Genomic DNA, 19931 nt, shown 5'->3' on the forward strand with positions numbered 1-19931 from the left:
GTCGTACAAAAGAGCTTTTTACATTTACATAGAGGAGCGCTTTTATGGTTACATTAAATGAAAGATTAAAAAAAGTGAGTACATTTATAACAGGAGATTCCTTAGCAGATATTGGTTCAGATCATGCATATCTTCCGATTTATGCGATTGAAAATAATTTAGTCAAAAATGCAATTGCTGGAGAAGTAATCAAAGGTCCATTCGAAGCTTCGAAAAAGAATGTTGTAGAACATGATTTAGTAAATCATGTTGATGTTAGATTAGGTGATGGATTATCGATAATACAGTCGAATGATCAAATCAATTCCATTACAATTTGTGGTATGGGTGGGCCACTAATAGCTAAAATCCTTGAAGAAGGTAAAGAAAAATTAACCGCACATCCGAGGCTTATTTTACAAAGTAACATACAATCTAGCGCGATTAGAAATTTGTTAGAATCCATGCATTATAATATTATTGAAGAAGTAATTTTAGAAGAAAAAGGTCATATCTATGAAATAATCGTAGCAGATTTTTGTGAACAACAGCCACAAACACTTACTAAATCGGAATTAAAGTTTGGACCGATTTTATTAAAAAAGAAACATGAATTATTTTTCAAAAAATGGGAAAGAGAACGACAAGCATTGCAAAAAATCAAAAGTCATTTGGACTCTGAAAAACATGGCGAGCGATTAAATGAAATTAACAACGAAATCAATTTAATTAATGAGGTGTTGTAAATGAAAGTCAAAACGTTACTTCAAATAACAAATCAACATGTACCATTTAAAACTGCAGAATCATGGGATAATGTTGGCTTGTTAATCGGAGATGAATCTGCTGAAATTTCAGGTGTTTTAACTGCTTTAGATTGTACCAATGAGGTCGTTGATGAAGCAATAAATCATGATTTTAACACTATTATTTGTCATCATCCACTCATATTTAAAGGTGTTAAAAATATCATTCATCAAGATGGTTATGGCGCTATTTTACGAAAGTTAATTAAAAATGATATGAATTTAATTGCTTTGCATACAAATCTAGATGTTTACCCAAAAGGTGTTAATGCGATGTTAGCAGAAAAACTTCAATTGAATAATCAACATATCTTGAATCCAGAAATTTTAAAATACTATAAAGTGCAAGTGTTTATACCAGAAGCAAACCTTAAATCATTTAAAGATGCTTTGAGTGATGCAGGTTTAGCTGAAGAAGGAAATTATAAATATTGTTTCTTTGAGAGCCCAGGAAATGGGCAATTCAAACCCACTGGTAATGCTCAACCACATATTGGAACATTAGATAAAATCGAAGAAGTTAACGAGTTTAAATTAGAATTTATGATTGATGAAAACCAAAAGCATTTAGCAGAACAATTAATTAAAACGAACCATCCATATGAAACGCCAGTTTTTGATTTTATAGAAATGGAAAAAGAAGCAAATTACGGTTTAGGTATGATTGGAGAATTGGAATCTGAGATGGATGCACCTACTTTTGTGAAGCATGTCAAAACACAATTGGAAATGCCAAGTGTTAGATTTATTGGAAATTTAAAGCAAACGATTAAAAAGGTTGCGATTATAGGTGGTTCGGGTATTGGATTTGAGTATCAAGCGGATCATCAAGGCGCAGACATTTTTATAACTGGTGATATCAAACATCATGATGCCTTAGATGCAAAAATTGCGGGTATTAACTTATTAGATATTAATCATTATAGTGAATATGTAATGAAAGATGGTTTGTGTGACTTATTAATTAATTGGATTAAACCGGATGATATTACTTTTGAAATTAAGGGATCTAAACTCAACACGGATCCGTTTAATTATTTATAATTGTTATTGATATAACTGGAAGAAATAAAATTTCATTAATCCTTCCGACTAAGAATAGTTGAAATTTGGAAAAGATAATTATTTAAAATTTTATTTCAGTCAACGACTACCATTTACTTTAGGCTGAGGCATTACTTTATGTCCCAGCCTCTCTTACTTTCAAACTATATTTACCATCAACGGTTAGATAAAAAAATAATTAGTTCAAAATCGTTTGTGAATGCTTTATAATAGAAAAGATGAAGATTTAAGGAGGCCAAATCATGGCAAATCACCCATTTGATAAGTTTAATTTAGACCCTAGTTTAATTGACGCGGTACGAAATTTGAACTTTAATCAACCTACAGAAGTACAAAATAGAGTAATTCCAAAAATATTAAAACAAGTAAACTTAATTGGACAATCACAAACAGGCACTGGCAAATCCCACGCCTTTTTATTACCATTAGTACATTTAATAAATGTCGATGTTAAAGAACCACAAGCAATCATTGTTGCACCAACAAGAGAATTAGCACAACAATTATTTGATGTTGCTAGCCATTTAGCTGATTATAAAGGTGGCTTATCTGTTAAACTTTTCATTGGTGGCACTGATATTGAAAAAGATAGACAACGCGCTAAGAACCAACCGCAACTTATTATAGGTACGCCAACACGGATAAACGACCTAGCTAAACATGGAGATTTACATGTGCACTTAGCTTCTTATTTAGTTGTGGATGAAGCTGACTTAATGATTGATTTAGGATTAATAGAAGAGATAGACCATATTGCTACACGCTTAGATGAACAATCTCATATAGCTGTGTTTAGCGCTACAATCCCTAAATCATTACATCCATTTTTAAATAAATATTTAGAAAATCCTGAATACGTTGAAATTGAAAATGTTCAAAAGAATAACAAAAACATTGAATTCTTTTTAATTCCAACAAAGGGAGAGGCAAAGATAGAAAAAACGATAAAACTCATTGATATTTTAAATCCATATCTATGTATTATATTTTGTAATAGTCGTGATAATGCAAACGAACTTGCAGACCAGTTAAATGCTGCGGGATTAAAATTAGGTATGATTCATGGTGGTTTAACTCCTAGAGAGCGTAAACAACAAATGAAACGTATTCGTAACTTAGAATTTCAATTTGTTATCGCAAGTGATTTAGCTTCACGTGGGATAGATATTGAAGGCGTAAGTCATGTCATTAACTTTGATGTACCAAATGATATTGATTTCTTCACGCATCGTGTTGGACGTACTGGTAGAGGTCAATATAAAGGTGTTGCAATTACCCTATACAGCCCTGAGGAAGAAGAAAACATCGCGTTAATAGAACAACGAGGTTATCAATTTGAGAATGTTGATATAAAAAACGATGAATTGACACCAATAAAGGCACACAATACACGACAATCACGTAAAAATAAAGATGATCATTTAACAAACGAATTAAAAAACAAAGTGAAGAGAAACAAGAAAAAAGTAAAACCTGGCTATAAGAAAAAATTCCAACGTGATCTAGAACATTTAAAACGTCAAGAGCGTAAAAAATTCAGTAAGAAACAAAATCGTCAAGCCAGAAAAAATAAATAAAGGATTGGTGACTACTATGTTATTAGGATCTCACGTATCTATGAATGGCAAGAAAATGTTAGCAGGTTCAGCTGAAGAAGCACATAAATTCGGTGAATCTACTTTCATGATTTATACAGGTGCACCACAAAACACAAGAAGAAAGCCTATAGAAGAATTAAATATTGATCAAGGTCAAGAATTGATGCAAACTTATGGGCTTTCAAATATTGTAGTGCATGCACCTTATATTATAAATATTGCGAATACTGTTAAACCTCATGTGTTTAATTTAGGTGTTGAATTTCTACAAAGTGAAATTGAAAGAACTCAAGCAATAGGAGCTAAAGATATAGTATTGCATCCAGGTTCACATGTAGGAGAAGGTGCAGATGCTGGTATTAATAAGATCATAGAAGGACTAAATGAAGTACTTACAAATGATAATAATGTACGCATCGCACTTGAAACAATGGCTGGTAAAGGGTCAGAAATTGGAAGAAATTTTGAAGAAATCGCTCGAATTATAGATGGCGTTAAGCATAATGAACGTTTATCTGTGTGTTTCGATACTTGTCATACACATGATGCAGGCTATAACGTAAAAGAAGATTTCGATGGTGTATTAAATGAATTTGATAAGATTATTGGTATCGATAGAATAAAGGTTGTTCATGTAAATGATAGTAAAAATGATATTGGCGCACATAAAGATAGACACGAAAATATAGGCTTTGGTTATATCGGTTTTGATGCTTTAAATTATATCGTTCATCATGATACGTTCAAAGATATTCCCAAAATACTTGAAACACCATATGTAGGTGAAGATAAAAAGAATAAAAAACCACCGTATAAATTTGAAATTGAAATGCTTAAACAACAACAATTTGATCCTGAGTTAAAGGATAAAATTTTAATGCAATAACACTTAAAAAGACTGGATAATAACCAAATAAAGTACTGAATAAAATAATGTTTTGAAGGATGGAATAGTAAACTCAATTTATAATTGGGCTCTATTTCATCCTTTTTGTTAATTCGTAAACATTACTATTTACATAATTGTTAACAAGTTGTATAGTATAGAACGAGGTGAAAAGATGACTACTCCAGTGTTCGAATTAAAAAATATTGATTATTATTTTGAAAACAAAAAAGTATTAGAAAACATAAACATTAAAATTAATAAAGGTCAATTTTTGGCTATAGTTGGACCAAATGGTGCTGGTAAATCAACTTTGCTAAAAATTATATTAGGACTTTTACCTTTGCAAAAAGGTGAAATATTTGTAGATGGCAAAGCATATAATGGAAAGCAATCTTTATATAAAATTAGTTATGTTTCACAAAAAGCCCAAGCATTTAAAGCGGGCTTTCCTGCGAGTGTCAAGGAAGTTGTTATGAGTGGGCTTACAAAACGTAAAAAGTTATTTCAATGGTTTAATAAAAATGATGAACATAAAGTGGTGGACGTATTAAATCGTTTGAATATAGGTCATTTAATTAATAAAAATATTGCAGAATTATCGGGTGGGCAACAACAACGTGTATTAATAGCGCGAGCTTTGATTAGCAACCCCTCAGTACTTATACTAGATGAACCGACTAACGGTATAGATGCAAAACACGTTAGTGAATTCTATGAAACATTAGAGACCTTAAAAAATGAAGGAGTAACAATCATTTTAGTTACCCATGATATAGGTGTTGTAGCAGATACCGCTACAGAAGTAGTATGTTTAAACAAGCATCTACATTTTCATGGCACAACAGAGGATTTTAAGTCGTTAGATGAAGTGGAAATATCTAAAATATATGGTCATCCTATTCAATTTGTAGACCATCAACATAATAGGGAGTGTTGTTCATCATGATTGAGGCATTATTAAATTTTGATTTTATGAGATACTCTCTGATAAGTGGTATTTTGATTGGCTTTATTGCCCCATTAATCGGTGCATTTATTGTTGTTCGAAGGCTATCTTTAATTGCAGATGCATTAAGTCACGTTACACTTGGCGGTATTTCTTTTGGTATGTTTTTCGTGACGATTGCACCTGCACTTACATTTATTAATCCGATGTGGTTTGGGATATTATTCGCAGTCATTGGTGCATTATTAATCGAAAAGCTTAGGACATCGTATAGTAATTACCAAGAAATCGCGATACCAATTATAATGAGTGCAGGCATAGCATTAAGTGCTATTTTTATTTCATTAGCAGATGGTTTTAATCAAGAAATTGTTGGTTTATTATTTGGTTCCATTAGTGCTGTAACTATCAGTGATTTATCAACCATTATCGCAATCGTTATCATCGTATTAGCATTTATATTGTTATTTTACAAAGAGTTATTCATACTATCATTCGATGAAGAATATAGTAAAGTTATAGGTATTCCGAAATGGATACAGTTTTTATTTATCATTATAGTCGCAATGGTCATATCAGCATCTATGAGAGTAGTAGGTATATTACTAGTAAGTGCATTAATTACATTGCCGATAGCTATCGCAATGCGTATGACAAAAGGTTTCAAACAACTGATTATATTGAGTGTGTTAATTGGAGAATTTTCAGTTATAGCAGGGCTAGTATTAGCATTTTATATGAATATTTCTCCTGGTGGCGTGATTGTCGTATTACTTGTTCTTTTATTAGCAATAATGATGTCATATCAAAAGTTCAAATTAAAAACTGTGAAAGGGGCTATTAATAATGAAAATAGACGAAGCAATTAATATTCTAAAAGCAGAAGGACACAAATATACAAATAAAAGAAGAGATATGATAAATGTTTTTATAGAAGAAGATAAGTATATTAACGCAAAACATATACAACAAAAATTAGATAAAGATTATCCAGGTATTTCATTTGATACGATATATCGAAATTTACATTTATTTAAAGATTTAGGTATCGTTGAGGGCACGGAACTCGATGGTGAAATGAAATTTAGAATTGCATGTACAGATCATCATCACCATCATTTTATTTGTGAATCCTGTGGTGATACAAAAATAATTGATTTTTGTCCAATTGAACAGATAAAAGCGTTTTTACCTAAAGTTGCAATCCACACCCACAAATTAGAAGTTTATGGAGTATGTGAAGCTTGTCAGCATGCTTAAAATTTCCAGTGTATCTCTAAATGTAAAATAGCACCAATCGACGCTTATTACAAAAAAGTTTCCTTCTAAACATAGGTCAATAGTCTGAATTATATTGAATTTTTAAAATACTTTGTCTATTATGTTTAAAATCCACTAATTTGAGATATAATAATAAAGAACTAAAGATAACAAATATAATTTTATGACTTTTGAATAAGTTTGTAAGCATATTCATTGTTGTAATCATTTTTAGTTGTTATGCTTTATTTACAGATTAATTAGGAGGATGATTATTTATGGCTTTTGAATTACCAAACTTACCTTATGGTTCTGACGCATTAGAACCACATATTGATCAACAAACAATGGAAATCCATCACGACAAACATCATAACACTTATGTTACTAAATTAAATGCAGCAATTGAAGGTACTGATTTAGAGTCTAAATCAATTGAAGAAATTATTGCAAATTTAGACAGTGTACCAGAAGATATTCAAACAGCTGTTAGAAATAATGGTGGTGGACACTTAAACCATTCATTATTCTGGGAATTATTAACTCCAAACTCTGAAGAAAAAGGAACTGTAGTTGATAAAATTAAAGAACAATGGGGTTCTTTAGATGCATTTAAAGAAGAATTTGCAGATAAAGCTGCAGCTCGTTTTGGTTCAGGATGGGCTTGGCTAGTTGTTAATAATGGTAATTTAGAAATTGTTACAACTCCAAACCAAGATAACCCACTTACAGAAGGTAAAACACCAATCCTAGGCTTAGACGTTTGGGAACATGCTTATTATCTTAAATACCAAAACAAACGCCCAGAATATATTAGTGCTTTCTGGAACGTTGTAAATTGGGAAAAAGTTGATGAATTATATAACGTTGCTAAATAATTAAGCTTCTATTTTTGACGGCCTTACACAGGTCGTCATTTTTTTATTTAAAATAATAGAAATCTGTGTCAATTTCATATATCATTTAAAGTGATCACTTTTGAATAGAGGTATGTTGTTTTGCTAAAAAGATTAAAGGAAAAATCAAACGATGAGAAAATAAGAAATACGATGAACAAAAGAATAAGCTTTGTGTTTGGTCTAATTGTATTTATTTTTGCGGTTATTGTTTTACGATTAGGTTATTTGCAAATTGCGCAGGGCTCTCATTATAAGCAATTAATTAAAAACAGTGAAAATTTAACTGTTAATGAAGCTGTTCCAAGAGGGAGAATTCTCGATAGAAATGGTAAAGTCCTAGTAGATAATGCATCTAAAAAAGCCATTACTTTTTCTCGTGGAAGAAAAACGTCGCAATCAGAGGTTTTAAAAATAGCTAATGATTTATCAAAACTTATAAAAATGGATACTGATAAAATTACAGATCGAGATAAACAAGATTTTTGGATTTTAAAGCACCCTAATAAAGCTGATGAATTAATGAAAAAAGAACAATCATTATTAGATGATGGAAGTATTACTCAAGAACAATATGATGAAACATTACATAAAAAAATTGGAAAGAAACAATTTGATTCATTTTCTGATAAAGATTTACAAGTTTTAGCAATATTTAGAGAAATGATGTCTGGTTCTGCATTAGATCCTCAAATGATTAAAAATGAAGATGTTACAGATGAAGAATATGCTGCAGTGTCACAAAAACTTTCTGATTTACCAGGCGTTAATACCACGATGGATTGGGATCGAAAGTATCCATATGATGATACATTACGCGGTATTTTTGGTGATGTCTCTACTACACAAGAAGGTATTCCAAAAGAATTAACAGAACAATATTTATCAAAAGGATATTCAAGAAATGATCGTGTAGGAAAATCTTATTTAGAATATCAATACGATAATATTCTTAAAGGTAAAAAGAAAGAAATGAAATACACAACAGATAAATCAGGAGAAGTCATTGATTCACAAGTAATTCATGAAGGATCACGTGGAGACGATCTTGTTTTAAGTATTGATATAGACTTACAAAAGAAAACAGAAGCGTATTTGGAAAAACAAATAAGCAAATTACGTAGTGAAGGTGCTAAAGATATGGACAATGCTTTAGTGGTTGTCCAAAATCCTAATAATGGTGATATTTTAGCGATGGCAGGTAAACAAATTGATAAAAACGGTGATTTAACCGATTATGATATCGGAACGTTCACGTCACAATACGCTGTTGGATCGTCTGTTAAAGGTGGAACATTATTAGCAGGTTACCAAAATGATGCCATTAATGTTGGTGAGAAAATGGTTGATGAACCATTAAAATTTGCAGGCGGTCTCTCTAAACGTTCATACTTCAACCAAGATGGTAAAGTAACGATTGATGATAAAGAAGCTTTAATGCATTCATCAAACGTATACATGTTTAAAACAGCATTAAAAATTGCTGGTTCACCATACTCACCAAATATGACATTGCCTACTGATATTTCAGAAGCAGGTCAAAAATTACGAAAAGGGTTAAATCAAGTTGGTTTAGGCGTTAAAACAGGTATCGATTTACCAAATGAAACTGGCGGTCAGATAGAACCATTAACAGATAATCCAGGAAACTATTTAGATTTAGCAATTGGACAATATGATACTTATTCACCATTGCAGTTATCACAATATGCTTCTACAATTGCAAACGATGGTTATAGAATTCAACCACATATTGGCTTAGAAATTAGAAAAGCAACAAATAAAGATTCCTTAGGTCCAGTTAAACAGAAAGTAAAAGGCGACGTATTAAACAAAGTTAACAATACATCAGACCAAGTTAACCAAGTACAAGAAGGTTTTAAAATGGCATTTAATGAAAAAGAAGGTACAGGCTATCAAAGTTTCAATGATACGGTTGTCCCTTCAGCTGGTAAAACTGGTACAGCAGAAGTATTCCAAGATGGTGAACCAAAAGTAAATTCAACTTATGTTGGTTATGCACCAATTGAAGATCCAAAATTAGCATTTTCAATTGTATATACTAATCAACCTGTTCCAGAACCTTGGCTTAATGGTGGTGACTTAGGTCGCGATATAATTAACTATTATTTTAAGGAAAAAGATAAAAAGTAAACCATAAACAGCCTATTTTAAGTTTAAAACCTATGGGTATGGTCTATATTAAAAAATAATACTTTTCAATTTTATAACTAAATGGTATGATAAATAAGTCGTATTTTGAAAAGGTAAGGAGGAATTAGCATGCGCGTAAACGTAACACTAGCTTGCACAGAATGTGGAGAAAGAAACTACATTACAACAAAAAATAAACGTACTAATCCTGAACGTATCGAAATGAAAAAACACTGTGCTCGTGATAACAAACATACATTGCACCGTGAAACAAAATAATAAAAATTTTAACCAGATTCTAAAATTTGAATCTGGTTATTTTTTTTCAAAAATATATTGAAATAGCAGTATGATGACATAATATATTTTTATCGTTATAATAAAAGAGGATATAAAATGGGAAGGTGTCATATATGAGTAAACGTTCATTAAGAAAAGAAATAATAAAAATAATGAAGCAATTTTCCGAACAAGATCAAAAATTATCTACTGACCAATACTTAACACAACAATTATTGAGTTCATCTGAATATAAATCGGCAAAACGTATTGGCATTGTGCTCTCAATGGCACATGAAGTCGATACTTATCCAATCATTTCAAAAATGCTAAATGATGATAAAAATGTATATGTACCAGAAACTGATTATAAAACTAAAACAATGTCATTTAAAGGTTTAGATGATTTATCGAATCTTGCACCTGACGATAAAGGAATTAATTATGTTACAAGTAATACTGAAATAACTAATGATTTAGACTTGTTAATAGTACCAGGTGTAGTATTCAATAACAAAGGCTATAGAATCGGTTATGGTGGGGGCTATTTTGATAAATTTTTATCACAGCATCACCAGCCAACGATAAGTTTAATTTATGACTTCCAAATGAATGATTTTGAAATAGAAGCACATGATCAACCCGTGCAAAAATTAATTATAGCGACTACGAATTAATGGAGGAAAAAATGATAACTGAAAAGCACTTTTGGAAGTCAATTTATACTTGGGTAAAATATTTAAACTATCAAGTAGTACATCGTAATCAAGATGATTCTGAAATTTGGCTTGCAAATAAAAGAAAGCAATCTGTTGCAATATTTAAATTTGGTGCTAATTCTACACAAGAAGTTAGATTTGATAAAAGTAGAGTTCAAGACCATGAAGAAGATATTATTACATTTTTAGGTTTCAAACCCAAAAATTATAATTTATATATTTACACTGATAAAACATTTACAAATGAAAATTTAGACGAGCTAAAATCAGTTAAATTCAAAGTAAAAATTATTCGACAAGTTGAACATATGGATAAAATAATGCCCAATTTTTTAGTGAAATTTATGTTTAATCGCAGTACGAAGCATACAAAAGGCTATTATAAGCAAAGAGCATTAAATAATAATCCTATTGAAAAACATATGCTTAAATTTGCACCAGTTACATATTCATTAATTGTAATTAATATTATTATCTGGCTTTCGATGGTGCTATTTTTAAATCATTTTTCTGATTTAAAACTTTTAGATATTGGAGGTCTTGTACATTTTAACGTCGTTCATGGAGAATGGTACAGACTCATATCATCTATATTTTTACATTATAATTTTGAACATATATTAATGAATATGTTAAGTTTATTTATTTTTGGAAAAATAGTGGAAGCTATTGTTGGGCATTGGCGATTTTTAATTATTTATTTTGTTTCTGGCTTATTTGGTAATTTTGCTTCGTTATCTTTTAATACAGATACGGTTTCCGTTGGTGCAAGCGGTGCTATTTTTGGTTTAATTGGAGCCATTTTTGCTTTTATGCATATTGGTAAACAATTTAATCAAAAGTTAATTGGCCAATTATTAATTGTCCTAGTCATCTTAATTGGTGCTTCATTACTAATGCAAAATGTAAATATAATAGCACATGTGGGTGGTTTTATTGGTGGTTTACTAATAACGCTTATAGGATATTATTTTAAAATTAACCAAAATAAATTCTGGATTTTTCTAATTTTAATGATTGTTTTATTTATTGCAGCTCAAATTCGAATCTTTACGATTCAAGAGGATAATATTTATAATACAATCATTGAAAAGGAAATGAAGCATGGTAATTATAAAAGTGCTGAAGATATGGTGCAACACACGGTAAATAAAAGTTATGCCGATGATGAAACATACTACCTAAAAGGATTAATTAATGCGACAATGGATTCAAAATCAGAGGGCATGGCAACATGGGAAAGAGGTTTAAGAAATTTTCCAGATTCTGCATTATTAAATTACCAACTAGCGGTTGCAAATAGATCTATCGATAACAAAGATAAAGCAAAAAAACATATTAAAGCCGCTTTAAAAATAGATCCAACTAATCATGATTATATTAATTTAAATAAAGAATTGAGCGATGACGGTGATTCATGAGATTAATACATTTTATGATGTGCAACAACTTTTAAAAAAATTTGGTTTTATCATTTACTTCAAGGATAAGGAAGATATTTATGAAATGATGGAACAAGAGCTACATTCATTGTATGAATATAGTTTAATTACCAAAGATGATTATATTAAATCTAAATTAATTATTAATCAACGGAAAAATGAACGCTAATGCCTTGAATCATTATATGAGTAAGTAGTTTTTATAATATGGATACATACCATATTGGCAGTTTAAACAGTTAACAATCAATAGCCACATTTTTTGTTATTGATTATATAATATATCTTTATATTCGTTATCATTGCATTTGTGAAATGAAAAATATTAATATAGATATATATGTTTTATACAGAGAAAAAATATATTTTAAGGAAAAAGACAACTATTTTAACATGCAAAACGTTAAAATCGACTGTTGATGAAATCAAGATTTAGATTAGTATTCCTTAAAAAATAAGAGAAGGATGAATAAAATACATGAAAAAAATTATCTTAGCAGCAGATATTGGTGGTACAACTTGTAAGCTAGGTATATTCGACCAACAATTAGAACAAATTGAGAAATGGTCTATAAAGACTGATACGTCAGATGTTACAGGTTATGCACTTTTGAAAAATGTTTATGAATCTTTCGTTGAACATGTCGATAATTCTGACTTTGTTTTTTCAGATGTGTTAGGTGTTGGTATTGGTGTACCAGGACCAGTGAATTTTAAAACAGGTGAGGTTAATGGTGCAGTTAACTTATATTGGAAAGAAACTGTTAATGTCAGAGAAATTTTCAAACAATTTGTAGAATGTCCTGTTTATGTTGATAATGATGCTAATGTTGCAGCATTAGGTGAAAAGCACAAAGGTGCAGGACATGGTGCAGACGATGTAGTTGCAATCACATTAGGCACTGGTCTAGGTGGCGGTATTATTTCTAACGGAGAAATTGTGCACGGTCATAATGGCTCTGGTGCTGAAATTGGTCATTTTAGAGTTGACCATGATCAACGCTTTAAATGTAATTGTGGTAAATCAGGTTGTATTGAAACCGTTGCTTCCGCGACAGGTGTTGTTAATTTAGTGAATTTTTATTATCCTAAATTAACGTTTAAATCTTCGATACTTCAATTAATTAAAGATAATCAAGTTACCGCAAAAGCAGTATTTGATGCAGCGAAAGCTGGAGATCAATTCTGTATCTTTATTACGGAGCGTGTAGCTAATTATATTGCATATTTGTGCAGTATTATCAGCGTGACAAGTAACCCTAAATATATTGTTTTAGGTGGAGGAATGTCTACAGCTGGTTTGATTTTAATTGAAAATATAAAAACAGAGTATCATAATCTAACTTTTACACCAGCACAACAAGGAACAGAAATTGTTCAAGCTAAATTAGGTAATGATGCGGGCATTACTGGTGCTGCTGGCTTAATTTATACTTATATAATTGAAAAGGAAGGTGTGAAATAATGGCTATAGTAGATGCAGTAGTTATACCTGTGGGTACAGAAGGACCAAGTGTTAGCAAGTATATTGCTGAGATACAAACGAAATTAAAAGAATTTAAAGCACAAGGTAAAATTGACTATCAATTAACACCAATGAATACCTTAATTGAAGGAGATTTGAAAGATTTATTTGAAGTCGTTCAAGCCATTCATGAATTACCTTTTGATAAAGGTATTGATAGAGTTTGTACGAATATCAGAATTGACGATAGAAGAGATAAATCTCGAAAAATGAATGATAAACTAAAATCAGTTCAAAATCATTTAGATAATGGAGGTCACTAACAATGCAAATCTCTAGTTTAGCATTGGGCTTAGTAAAGACGAATACTTATTTTATTGAAAATGATAAGCATGTCATTATAGTTGATCCAGCGGCTGATTATGAATTAATTATAAAAAAATTAAACCAAATTAATAAACCTGTCATTGCAGTATTGTTAACACACGCTCATTTCGACCATATTGGTGCTTTAGATCAAATTGTTGATAAATATAAGGTGCCCGTTTATATGCATTACAGTGAGTTTGATTTTTTAACTAATACTGATAAAAATGGTTCACAGAAATTTAAGCAATATGGATTAACACCTGTCACAAGTCGCGTATCACCACAAAAGATTGATGAAGGTTCTATGGAAATTGAAGGCTTTAAATTCAAAGTACTTCATACGCCTGGACATTCGCCTGGTAGTTTGTCTTTTATATTTGACGATTTTGCTGTAGTCGGTGATACTTTATTTAAACAAGGTATAGGAAGAACTGATTTATATAAAGGTGATTATGAAACATTAGTTGACTCGATATTAGATAAATTATTCAAGCTAGATGATGATTTACCTTTATTCCCAGGGCATGGGCCATATACAACGATAGAAGATGAACAACTTAATCCATACTTGCATGGTTAATTTAATTTTAGAAAGTAATATTAACACCTCCTACGTGTATTATTGTAGGAGGTGTTTTTTTGAAGTTACTCTTTAAAAATATTATTGATAAAGCTATTAATGAAAATGTATCAGATGTACACTTTATCCCTGACCAAAACAAAGTACACATTAAATTTAGGAAAAAAGAATATTTAAGCACTATAGAAACAGTAGAAGTTCATATTTATAGGAAATTGCTCACATATATGAAATATCAAGCTGGCTTAGATGTCTCAACACATAGCACTGCGCAAAGTGGAAGATATGCTTACAAACTCAAACAATTATACTATTTAAGAGTTTCAACTTTACCTTTATCTCTAGGATTTGAAAGTTGTGTAGTGAGAATTATACCTCAATACTTTCAAAATTCTGCAAAAGCACTTAGTATTAATCAATTATTTAAGCTAGTTCATAAAAAACAAGGGTTAATATTGTTTAGTGGTCCGACGGGATCAGGAAAAAGTACACTAATGTATCAGCTCATAGTACACGCAAAGGAGCATTTAAATGTTAACATCATTACCGTAGAAGATCCTGTAGAGCGTTTAGTTGAGGGAATTACACAAGTGTCTATCAACGAAAAAGCAGGTATTAATTATGCTAATTCTTTTAAGGCTATTTTGAGGTGTGATCCTGATATAATACTCATTGGTGAAATCAGGGATGCAATGATTGCTAAACAAGTAATTCATGCAAGTTTAAGTGGGCATTTAGTACTTTCAACAATACATTCAAATAATTGTAAAGGAGCATTGAGTAGATTATTAGAAATGGGCATTACTATTCAAGAACTGCGACAGACGGTATTAAGTATTATTAATCAGAGATTAGTAATCACTTCAAAGAATGAACGTTCTCTTATTTATGAACAATTAAACCGTGAAGATATAGCCTTTTATTTTGAAAATCAACTTACACTTCCGAATACATTCAAAAATTTATCTTACAAATTGCAAGAAATGGCAAAAGAAGGAGAAATTTGTGAAGAAACACTCAATAGATATCTTTAATACACCTCGATTTATGCTTATCAGCGAAAAGAATCAAATTGACTTACTTCAAAGATTGCATGATTTACTTCAACATGGTTTTACATTATCGGAATCATTTAAATTTTTATTACAACATATAAAAATTAAATCGCCCAAATTAATTTCTCTGATTAATACACGTCTCGATCAAGGTGCACAATGTTATGAAATATTATTACTTCTAAAATATCCCAAAATTATAATCATGTTAATATATTTTTCAGAGTTATTTAGTGAACTCACATCAACACTACCACATGCAAAAGACTATTTGATTCGAAATAACAAAGCGAAGCAACAACTAATTAGAACACTGCAATATCCCTTACTATTAATTACAATTTTTATAGGAATGTTGATAATTTTAAATCATACTATTATACCCGAATTTCAAGCACTTTATAATAGCTTTGATATTGAAATATCAAAAACACAATTAATCTTATCCTTCATATTAATTTATCTACCTAAAACACTACTTATTATTACATTAAACTGCTTAATTTTTTCTTATTTATTTTATAAAATCACAAAAAAATTATCGATTAACTTGAAGTATAGAATTATATTAAAAATCCCCATTTTACGTACTTTTTTTAAATTTTATAAAACTTACAGACTTTCTACAGAATTTGCATTGTTTTATAAGAACGGTGTGACCTTACAATCAATCGTTGATATATATTTTAAGCAAAAAAATGACACATATTTAATTTATCTTGCTAGAAAATTAGCAACAGGTAGTCAAAGTGGTCATAAGTTAAGTGAAATTTTAAAAAAGATTTCTTGTTTTGAAGAAGGATTGATTAATTTTATTGAGGAGGGTGAAAAGACAGGGAAACTAGATATAGAATTAAAATTATATAGCGAAATCATATTTACAAAAATTGAAAGATATTTACAATTATTAATTAAATTTATACAACCAACTATATTTATCATGCTAGGGATACTGATCATTTCCTTATATTTAGTGATAATGTTACCTATGTTCGATCTAATGCAAACGATTAAATAATAACATTCGGAGGTTTTTAATGAACAAAATAAAAAGAACTTTTAATAAGCGTGCATTTACTTTAATTGAAATGCTCCTTGTATTATTAATTATAAGCTTATTATTGATATTGATTATACCCAATATTGCAAAACAATCTTCACATATTCAAAATACTGGTTGTGAAGCACAAATAAAAATGATTGAAAGTCAAGTTGAAGCATTTACTCTAAAACATAATAAAAAACCACAGTCTATAGATGAACTTATTGCGGATGGCTATATCAAAGAAAACCAAAAAAATTGTAAATCAGGATCAACCATTACAATTAACAACGGTGAAGTAATTGCAAACTAGTAAAGCATTTACATATATTGAAATGCTATTGGTTATGGGTATCATAAGTATCTTATTATTTATTCAAGTAAACCATATATCTATAAATGATAAGAAAATTAATAAAAACAATTACTTTATGAATACTTTAATCATTCAACTAAATTATTTGAAATCTAAAGCGATTAAAGATGATAAATCCATAACACTCATATTTAACGACTATTCAAATAAAATCATAGTTAGAGAACAGTCAACTGAAAATAAAGAAATAAATTTTCCACAAAATACTTATATACATCCTAAAAGTAATATAAATTATTTAACATTCAACAATAAAGGTAATACAAATAAATTTGGGAGTATTTTTTTATCAGTAGATAATGAACTTTTTAAATTAATATTTCATATTGAAAAGGGAAGATTAAGATATGAGAAACAAAAACATTAAAGGTAGTATACTTATGGATGCATATATCGCTTTTGTTTGTATGCTTATAATGTGCAGTGTTTTTTTGCCTATGATTTTACAATTAAATCATACTTTCAGCGATAAAATCGACAGATTAAGTATGAAAAGAATTACATTATTAACGTTAAAACATAATGATCGTAAAAGTTTACTAAAAGGCATTGATATTGAAGGATACAAAGTTAAATTAACCAATTCAAATTTATGTATTAGAATAAAGGACCAAGTTAATGAAAAATGTTTTTACAAATAAATATTCAAGTTTTACTTACATTGAAGTATTATTTGCACTATTTATTACTTTATTAATATTTACAATGTTACCTTTATTATATAAATCAATCACCCCTATAAAACATCAGTCTAATTTTGAATCATCCATTGATATAGAATTTTTTTCTAGAGACTTAACCGAAACACTATTGCAAAGAAATTCAAAGGCACTAGAAATTGATAAAAACGGACGAATATTAAAATTCGACACAAGAGAAAATATTATAAGATATGAGTTCAAAAATAATAAGATTATTAAAACAATAAATAATACAGGAAACATCACATTATTAAACAATGTAACAAATGCACAATTCATATTATTAAAAAATAAGCACATAAAATTAAAATTGAAAATGCATTATACAGGAGGTACTTTTGAAAAAGCAATTCAATTCTAACATAAACGGGTACATATACCCTTTTGTGATGGTTGTTTATATGCTATATTTATCACTAATAGCAATATATTCTTTTCAATTTAATATTCAGCTAAAAACGCTTGATAATATTGAGTCTTATTATGATAAACAAATTAAATTACAATTACAAAAGGAAGATATTTTTGAAAAATAAAATTAAAACACCGCTTATTTTAATAGGTTTTATGGGTACAGGTAAAACAACATTAGGGAAATATATTGCACAACACAATCAATTAACTTTTGTAGATTTAGATGAATTTATAGTACAACAAGAAGAGAAAACAATACCAGAAATTTTTGAACAATTAGGAGAAAAAGGTTTTCGTAACTTGGAGTTTAAATACTTAAAAAAATGTGTTAACCAATTTGATGTCATTGCTACAGGAGGGGGCATCATCGAGGGCAATGACGCTTTTAACTTATTAATAGAGCAAAAACATGTTGTATGGTTAGATTGTGATATAGAAATTCTATACGATAGAATTAAAAATGATAGCAACAGACCCAATGCAAATAATAAACCGCTTTTTAAACTAAAAAGCTTGTATTCAACTAGAGTTTCAAGATATAATGAAATCGCATTCATCAAAGTGAATAGTAATAAGTCGCTTCCAGTTACATATAAAAAAATATTGGAATCGATGAAAGCGAATGACCAGTATTAGAGAGAATGGTTAATAATTGATTTTAACCATCGCCGAAGGTGCAAGTTTAACGAAACTCTCAGGCAAAAGGATAATACTGAGACGCATTCCTGGATTTTTTGACAGGGTAGGCTTAGTCTACTCTGTCTTTTTTAATACAATAATAGGGGGTTTAGCAATGGTAAATGAATTAAAACACACGCCACTTTATCAAAACTTCGTGGATCTTGGTGCAAAAATTGTTGAATTTGGTGGTTGGGCTATGCCAGTTCAATTTTCAAGTATTAAAGATGAGCACAATGCTGTAAGAACAAATATGGGTTTATTTGACGTAAGTCACATGGGGGAAATTTTAATAAAAGGTTCTGAAGCAGATCAATTAGTACAATACTTACTTTCAAATGATACTGATAATTTAGACACAAAGAAGGCACAATATACAGCATTGTGTAATGAACAAGGCGGTATTATCGATGATTTAATCACCTATAAACTTAGTGAAAAAGAATATTTACTAGTCGTAAATGCTGGAAATACTGATAAAGACTTTGATTGGATGAAAAAACAAGCAGAAAATTTCGATGCTGAAGTTTTAAATGTTTCAACAGAATATGGACAATTAGCTATACAAGGTCCAAAAGCACGTGATTTTGTTCAAGAACATGTGAATCATGATGTATCAGAGATGACTCCATTTGAATTCCTACAAGATGTTGAATTCTTTGGTAAAAATGTAATATTATCACAATCTGGTTATACAGGTGAAGATGGCTTTGAAATTTATTGTAAATCAGATGATACACCATATCTATGGGAATCAATATTAGAATATGATGTAGAACCATGTGGTCTTGGTGCTAGGGATACATTAAGATTAGAGGCTGGTTTACCACTTCATGGACAAGATTTAAGTGAATCAATCACACCATATGAAGGTGGAATTGCATTTGCTGCTAAACCATTAATCGACGCTGATTTTATAGGTAAGAACGTGTTAAAAGATCAAAAAGAAAATGGTTCCAAGAGAAGAACAGTTGGAATTGAAATGATTGATAAAGGAATTCCAAGAACTGGTTACACTGTTTATGATATCGATGGAAATGAGATTGGTGAAGTTACTTCAGGTACACAATCTCCATTAAGTGGTAAGTCTATTGGTTTAGCTATAATTGATAGAGATGCTTTTGAAATGGGCAAGGAAGTTATAGTACAAATAAGAAAAAGACAAGCAAAAGCAAAAATTGTTAAGAAAAATCAAATTAATAAATAATTTAAAGGGGT

24 protein-coding genes and 1 riboswitch are annotated in these 19931 nt (G+C 29.9%); all 24 genes read left to right on the plus strand.

Annotated elements, in window-relative coordinates; genetic code table 11:
* Window positions 1-44 precede the first annotated feature (44 nt).
* The 24 genes from KA824_RS03220 to gcvT all read left to right on the plus strand — a co-directional run bounded on the left by KA824_RS03220 (window position 45) and on the right by gcvT (window position 19920).
* Entirely contained in the window at window positions 45-725 is a 681-nt protein-coding gene (locus KA824_RS03220) for a tRNA (adenine(22)-N(1))-methyltransferase (protein WP_107524477.1), read from the plus strand.
* Complete coding sequence (locus KA824_RS03225; protein WP_181187597.1) at window positions 726-1829, plus strand: Nif3-like dinuclear metal center hexameric protein; 1104 nt, start codon at window positions 726-728, stop codon at window positions 1827-1829.
* Window positions 1830-2092: 263 nt separating this feature from the next.
* The gene (locus KA824_RS03230) at window positions 2093-3427 is read left to right on the plus strand and encodes a DEAD/DEAH box helicase (RefSeq protein WP_181187596.1); all 1335 of its coding nucleotides are present in this window, start codon (window positions 2093-2095) and stop codon (window positions 3425-3427) included.
* Window positions 3428-3443: 16 nt separating this feature from the next.
* Window positions 3444-4334 (plus strand): deoxyribonuclease IV, encoded by an 891-nt coding sequence (locus tag KA824_RS03235; RefSeq protein ID WP_107386514.1) that lies wholly within the window; start codon window positions 3444-3446, stop codon window positions 4332-4334.
* 175 nt (window positions 4335-4509) lie between these two features.
* Window positions 4510-5283 (plus strand): metal ABC transporter ATP-binding protein, encoded by a 774-nt coding sequence (locus KA824_RS03240; protein WP_107385167.1) that lies wholly within the window; start codon window positions 4510-4512, stop codon window positions 5281-5283.
* The gene (locus KA824_RS03245) at window positions 5280-6152 is read left to right on the plus strand and encodes a metal ABC transporter permease (RefSeq protein ID WP_019469358.1); all 873 of its coding nucleotides are present in this window, start codon (window positions 5280-5282) and stop codon (window positions 6150-6152) included. The genes KA824_RS03240 and KA824_RS03245 overlap by 4 nt, the downstream gene beginning before the upstream one ends.
* The gene (locus KA824_RS03250; RefSeq protein WP_107386512.1) at window positions 6130-6543 is read left to right on the plus strand and encodes a Fur family transcriptional regulator; all 414 of its coding nucleotides are present in this window, start codon (window positions 6130-6132) and stop codon (window positions 6541-6543) included. The genes KA824_RS03245 and KA824_RS03250 overlap by 23 nt, the downstream gene beginning before the upstream one ends.
* Window positions 6544-6821: 278 nt before the next feature.
* Entirely contained in the window at window positions 6822-7421 is a 600-nt protein-coding gene (locus KA824_RS03255; RefSeq protein ID WP_181187595.1) for a superoxide dismutase, read from the plus strand.
* A 120-nt stretch (window positions 7422-7541) separates the two neighbouring features.
* Window positions 7542-9593, plus strand: coding sequence for a peptidoglycan D,D-transpeptidase FtsI family protein (locus tag KA824_RS03260; protein ID WP_107385043.1), 2052 nt, complete (start codon window positions 7542-7544; stop codon window positions 9591-9593).
* Between the two features lie 129 nt (window positions 9594-9722).
* Complete coding sequence (gene rpmG / locus KA824_RS03265) at window positions 9723-9872, plus strand: 50S ribosomal protein L33 (protein WP_019469354.1); 150 nt, start codon at window positions 9723-9725, stop codon at window positions 9870-9872.
* Window positions 9873-10006: 134 nt separating this feature from the next.
* The gene (locus KA824_RS03270; RefSeq protein WP_107524463.1) at window positions 10007-10549 is read left to right on the plus strand and encodes a 5-formyltetrahydrofolate cyclo-ligase; all 543 of its coding nucleotides are present in this window, start codon (window positions 10007-10009) and stop codon (window positions 10547-10549) included.
* A gap of 11 nt (window positions 10550-10560) precedes the next feature.
* Window positions 10561-12012, plus strand: a complete 1452-nt coding sequence (locus KA824_RS03275) for a rhomboid family intramembrane serine protease (RefSeq protein ID WP_181187594.1) — start codon at window positions 10561-10563, stop codon at window positions 12010-12012.
* Window positions 11996-12202, plus strand: coding sequence for a YqgQ family protein (locus KA824_RS03280; RefSeq protein WP_107385046.1), 207 nt, complete (start codon window positions 11996-11998; stop codon window positions 12200-12202). Before KA824_RS03275 ends, KA824_RS03280 begins: the two co-directional genes overlap by 17 nt.
* A 309-nt stretch (window positions 12203-12511) precedes the next feature.
* On the plus strand, window positions 12512-13498 hold the full coding sequence (locus KA824_RS03285) for a glucokinase (protein WP_107385047.1): 987 nt from the start codon (window positions 12512-12514) through the stop codon (window positions 13496-13498).
* Entirely contained in the window at window positions 13498-13821 is a 324-nt protein-coding gene (locus KA824_RS03290; protein ID WP_181187592.1) for an MTH1187 family thiamine-binding protein, read from the plus strand. Before KA824_RS03285 ends, KA824_RS03290 begins: the two co-directional genes overlap by 1 nt.
* Before the next feature lie 2 nt (window positions 13822-13823).
* On the plus strand, window positions 13824-14447 hold the full coding sequence (locus KA824_RS03295; RefSeq protein ID WP_107385049.1) for an MBL fold metallo-hydrolase: 624 nt from the start codon (window positions 13824-13826) through the stop codon (window positions 14445-14447).
* A 59-nt stretch (window positions 14448-14506) separates the two neighbouring features.
* Window positions 14507-15481 (plus strand): competence type IV pilus ATPase ComGA, encoded by a 975-nt coding sequence (comGA, locus tag KA824_RS03300; protein WP_181187591.1) that lies wholly within the window; start codon window positions 14507-14509, stop codon window positions 15479-15481.
* Window positions 15453-16520, plus strand: a complete 1068-nt coding sequence (comGB, locus tag KA824_RS03305) for a competence type IV pilus assembly protein ComGB (protein ID WP_348634142.1) — start codon at window positions 15453-15455, stop codon at window positions 16518-16520. The genes comGA and comGB overlap by 29 nt, the downstream gene beginning before the upstream one ends.
* A gap of 19 nt (window positions 16521-16539) precedes the next feature.
* Window positions 16540-16857, plus strand: coding sequence for a competence type IV pilus major pilin ComGC (gene comGC, locus KA824_RS03310; protein ID WP_107385413.1), 318 nt, complete (start codon window positions 16540-16542; stop codon window positions 16855-16857).
* Window positions 16847-17287: a competence type IV pilus minor pilin ComGD gene (gene comGD / locus KA824_RS03315; protein WP_181187590.1), complete on the plus strand. Its 441-nt coding sequence runs from the start codon at window positions 16847-16849 to the stop codon at window positions 17285-17287. Before comGC ends, comGD begins: the two co-directional genes overlap by 11 nt.
* Window positions 17268-17561 (plus strand): hypothetical protein, encoded by a 294-nt coding sequence (locus KA824_RS03320; RefSeq protein ID WP_107524433.1) that lies wholly within the window; start codon window positions 17268-17270, stop codon window positions 17559-17561. The genes comGD and KA824_RS03320 overlap by 20 nt, the downstream gene beginning before the upstream one ends.
* The gene (locus KA824_RS03325; protein WP_107385159.1) at window positions 17539-17982 is read left to right on the plus strand and encodes a ComGF family competence protein; all 444 of its coding nucleotides are present in this window, start codon (window positions 17539-17541) and stop codon (window positions 17980-17982) included. Before KA824_RS03320 ends, KA824_RS03325 begins: the two co-directional genes overlap by 23 nt.
* 164 nt (window positions 17983-18146) lie before the next feature.
* On the plus strand, window positions 18147-18671 hold the full coding sequence (locus tag KA824_RS03330; protein WP_107385157.1) for a shikimate kinase: 525 nt from the start codon (window positions 18147-18149) through the stop codon (window positions 18669-18671).
* Window positions 18658-18755, plus strand: a riboswitch (glycine riboswitch). (Overlaps the previous gene by 14 nt.)
* Before the next feature lie 73 nt (window positions 18756-18828).
* Window positions 18829-19920, plus strand: coding sequence for a glycine cleavage system aminomethyltransferase GcvT (gene gcvT, locus KA824_RS03335; RefSeq protein ID WP_107385156.1), 1092 nt, complete (start codon window positions 18829-18831; stop codon window positions 19918-19920).
* Window positions 19921-19931 lie beyond the last annotated feature (11 nt).

The organism is Staphylococcus sp. GDY8P198P (assembly GCF_017891615.1).
GTDB classification, from domain to species: domain Bacteria; phylum Bacillota; class Bacilli; order Staphylococcales; family Staphylococcaceae; genus Staphylococcus; species Staphylococcus cohnii.

Bases quoted from the DNA above. Each gene is read 5' to 3' on its own strand.
- KA824_RS03220 (WP_107524477.1), top strand. From the start codon at position 45: ATGGTTACATTAAATGAAAGATTAAAAAAAGTGAGTACATTTATAACA.
- KA824_RS03225 (WP_181187597.1), top strand. From the start codon at position 726: ATGAAAGTCAAAACGTTACTTCAAATAACAAATCAACATGTACCATTT.
- KA824_RS03230 (WP_181187596.1), top strand. From the start codon at position 2,093: ATGGCAAATCACCCATTTGATAAGTTTAATTTAGACCCTAGTTTAATT.
- KA824_RS03235 (WP_107386514.1), top strand. From the start codon at position 3,444: ATGTTATTAGGATCTCACGTATCTATGAATGGCAAGAAAATGTTAGCA.
- KA824_RS03240 (WP_107385167.1), top strand. From the start codon at position 4,510: ATGACTACTCCAGTGTTCGAATTAAAAAATATTGATTATTATTTTGAA.
- KA824_RS03245 (WP_019469358.1), top strand. From the start codon at position 5,280: ATGATTGAGGCATTATTAAATTTTGATTTTATGAGATACTCTCTGATA.
- KA824_RS03250 (WP_107386512.1), top strand. From the start codon at position 6,130: ATGAAAATAGACGAAGCAATTAATATTCTAAAAGCAGAAGGACACAAA.
- KA824_RS03255 (WP_181187595.1), top strand. From the start codon at position 6,822: ATGGCTTTTGAATTACCAAACTTACCTTATGGTTCTGACGCATTAGAA.
- rpmG (WP_019469354.1), top strand. From the start codon at position 9,723: ATGCGCGTAAACGTAACACTAGCTTGCACAGAATGTGGAGAAAGAAAC.
- KA824_RS03270 (WP_107524463.1), top strand. From the start codon at position 10,007: ATGAGTAAACGTTCATTAAGAAAAGAAATAATAAAAATAATGAAGCAA.
- KA824_RS03275 (WP_181187594.1), top strand. From the start codon at position 10,561: ATGATAACTGAAAAGCACTTTTGGAAGTCAATTTATACTTGGGTAAAA.
- KA824_RS03280 (WP_107385046.1), top strand. From the start codon at position 11,996: ATGACGGTGATTCATGAGATTAATACATTTTATGATGTGCAACAACTT.
- KA824_RS03285 (WP_107385047.1), top strand. From the start codon at position 12,512: ATGAAAAAAATTATCTTAGCAGCAGATATTGGTGGTACAACTTGTAAG.
- KA824_RS03290 (WP_181187592.1), top strand. From the start codon at position 13,498: ATGGCTATAGTAGATGCAGTAGTTATACCTGTGGGTACAGAAGGACCA.
- KA824_RS03295 (WP_107385049.1), top strand. From the start codon at position 13,824: ATGCAAATCTCTAGTTTAGCATTGGGCTTAGTAAAGACGAATACTTAT.
- comGC (WP_107385413.1), top strand. From the start codon at position 16,540: ATGAACAAAATAAAAAGAACTTTTAATAAGCGTGCATTTACTTTAATT.
- KA824_RS03320 (WP_107524433.1), top strand. From the start codon at position 17,268: ATGAGAAACAAAAACATTAAAGGTAGTATACTTATGGATGCATATATC.
- KA824_RS03325 (WP_107385159.1), top strand. From the start codon at position 17,539: ATGAAAAATGTTTTTACAAATAAATATTCAAGTTTTACTTACATTGAA.
- gcvT (WP_107385156.1), top strand. From the start codon at position 18,829: ATGGTAAATGAATTAAAACACACGCCACTTTATCAAAACTTCGTGGAT.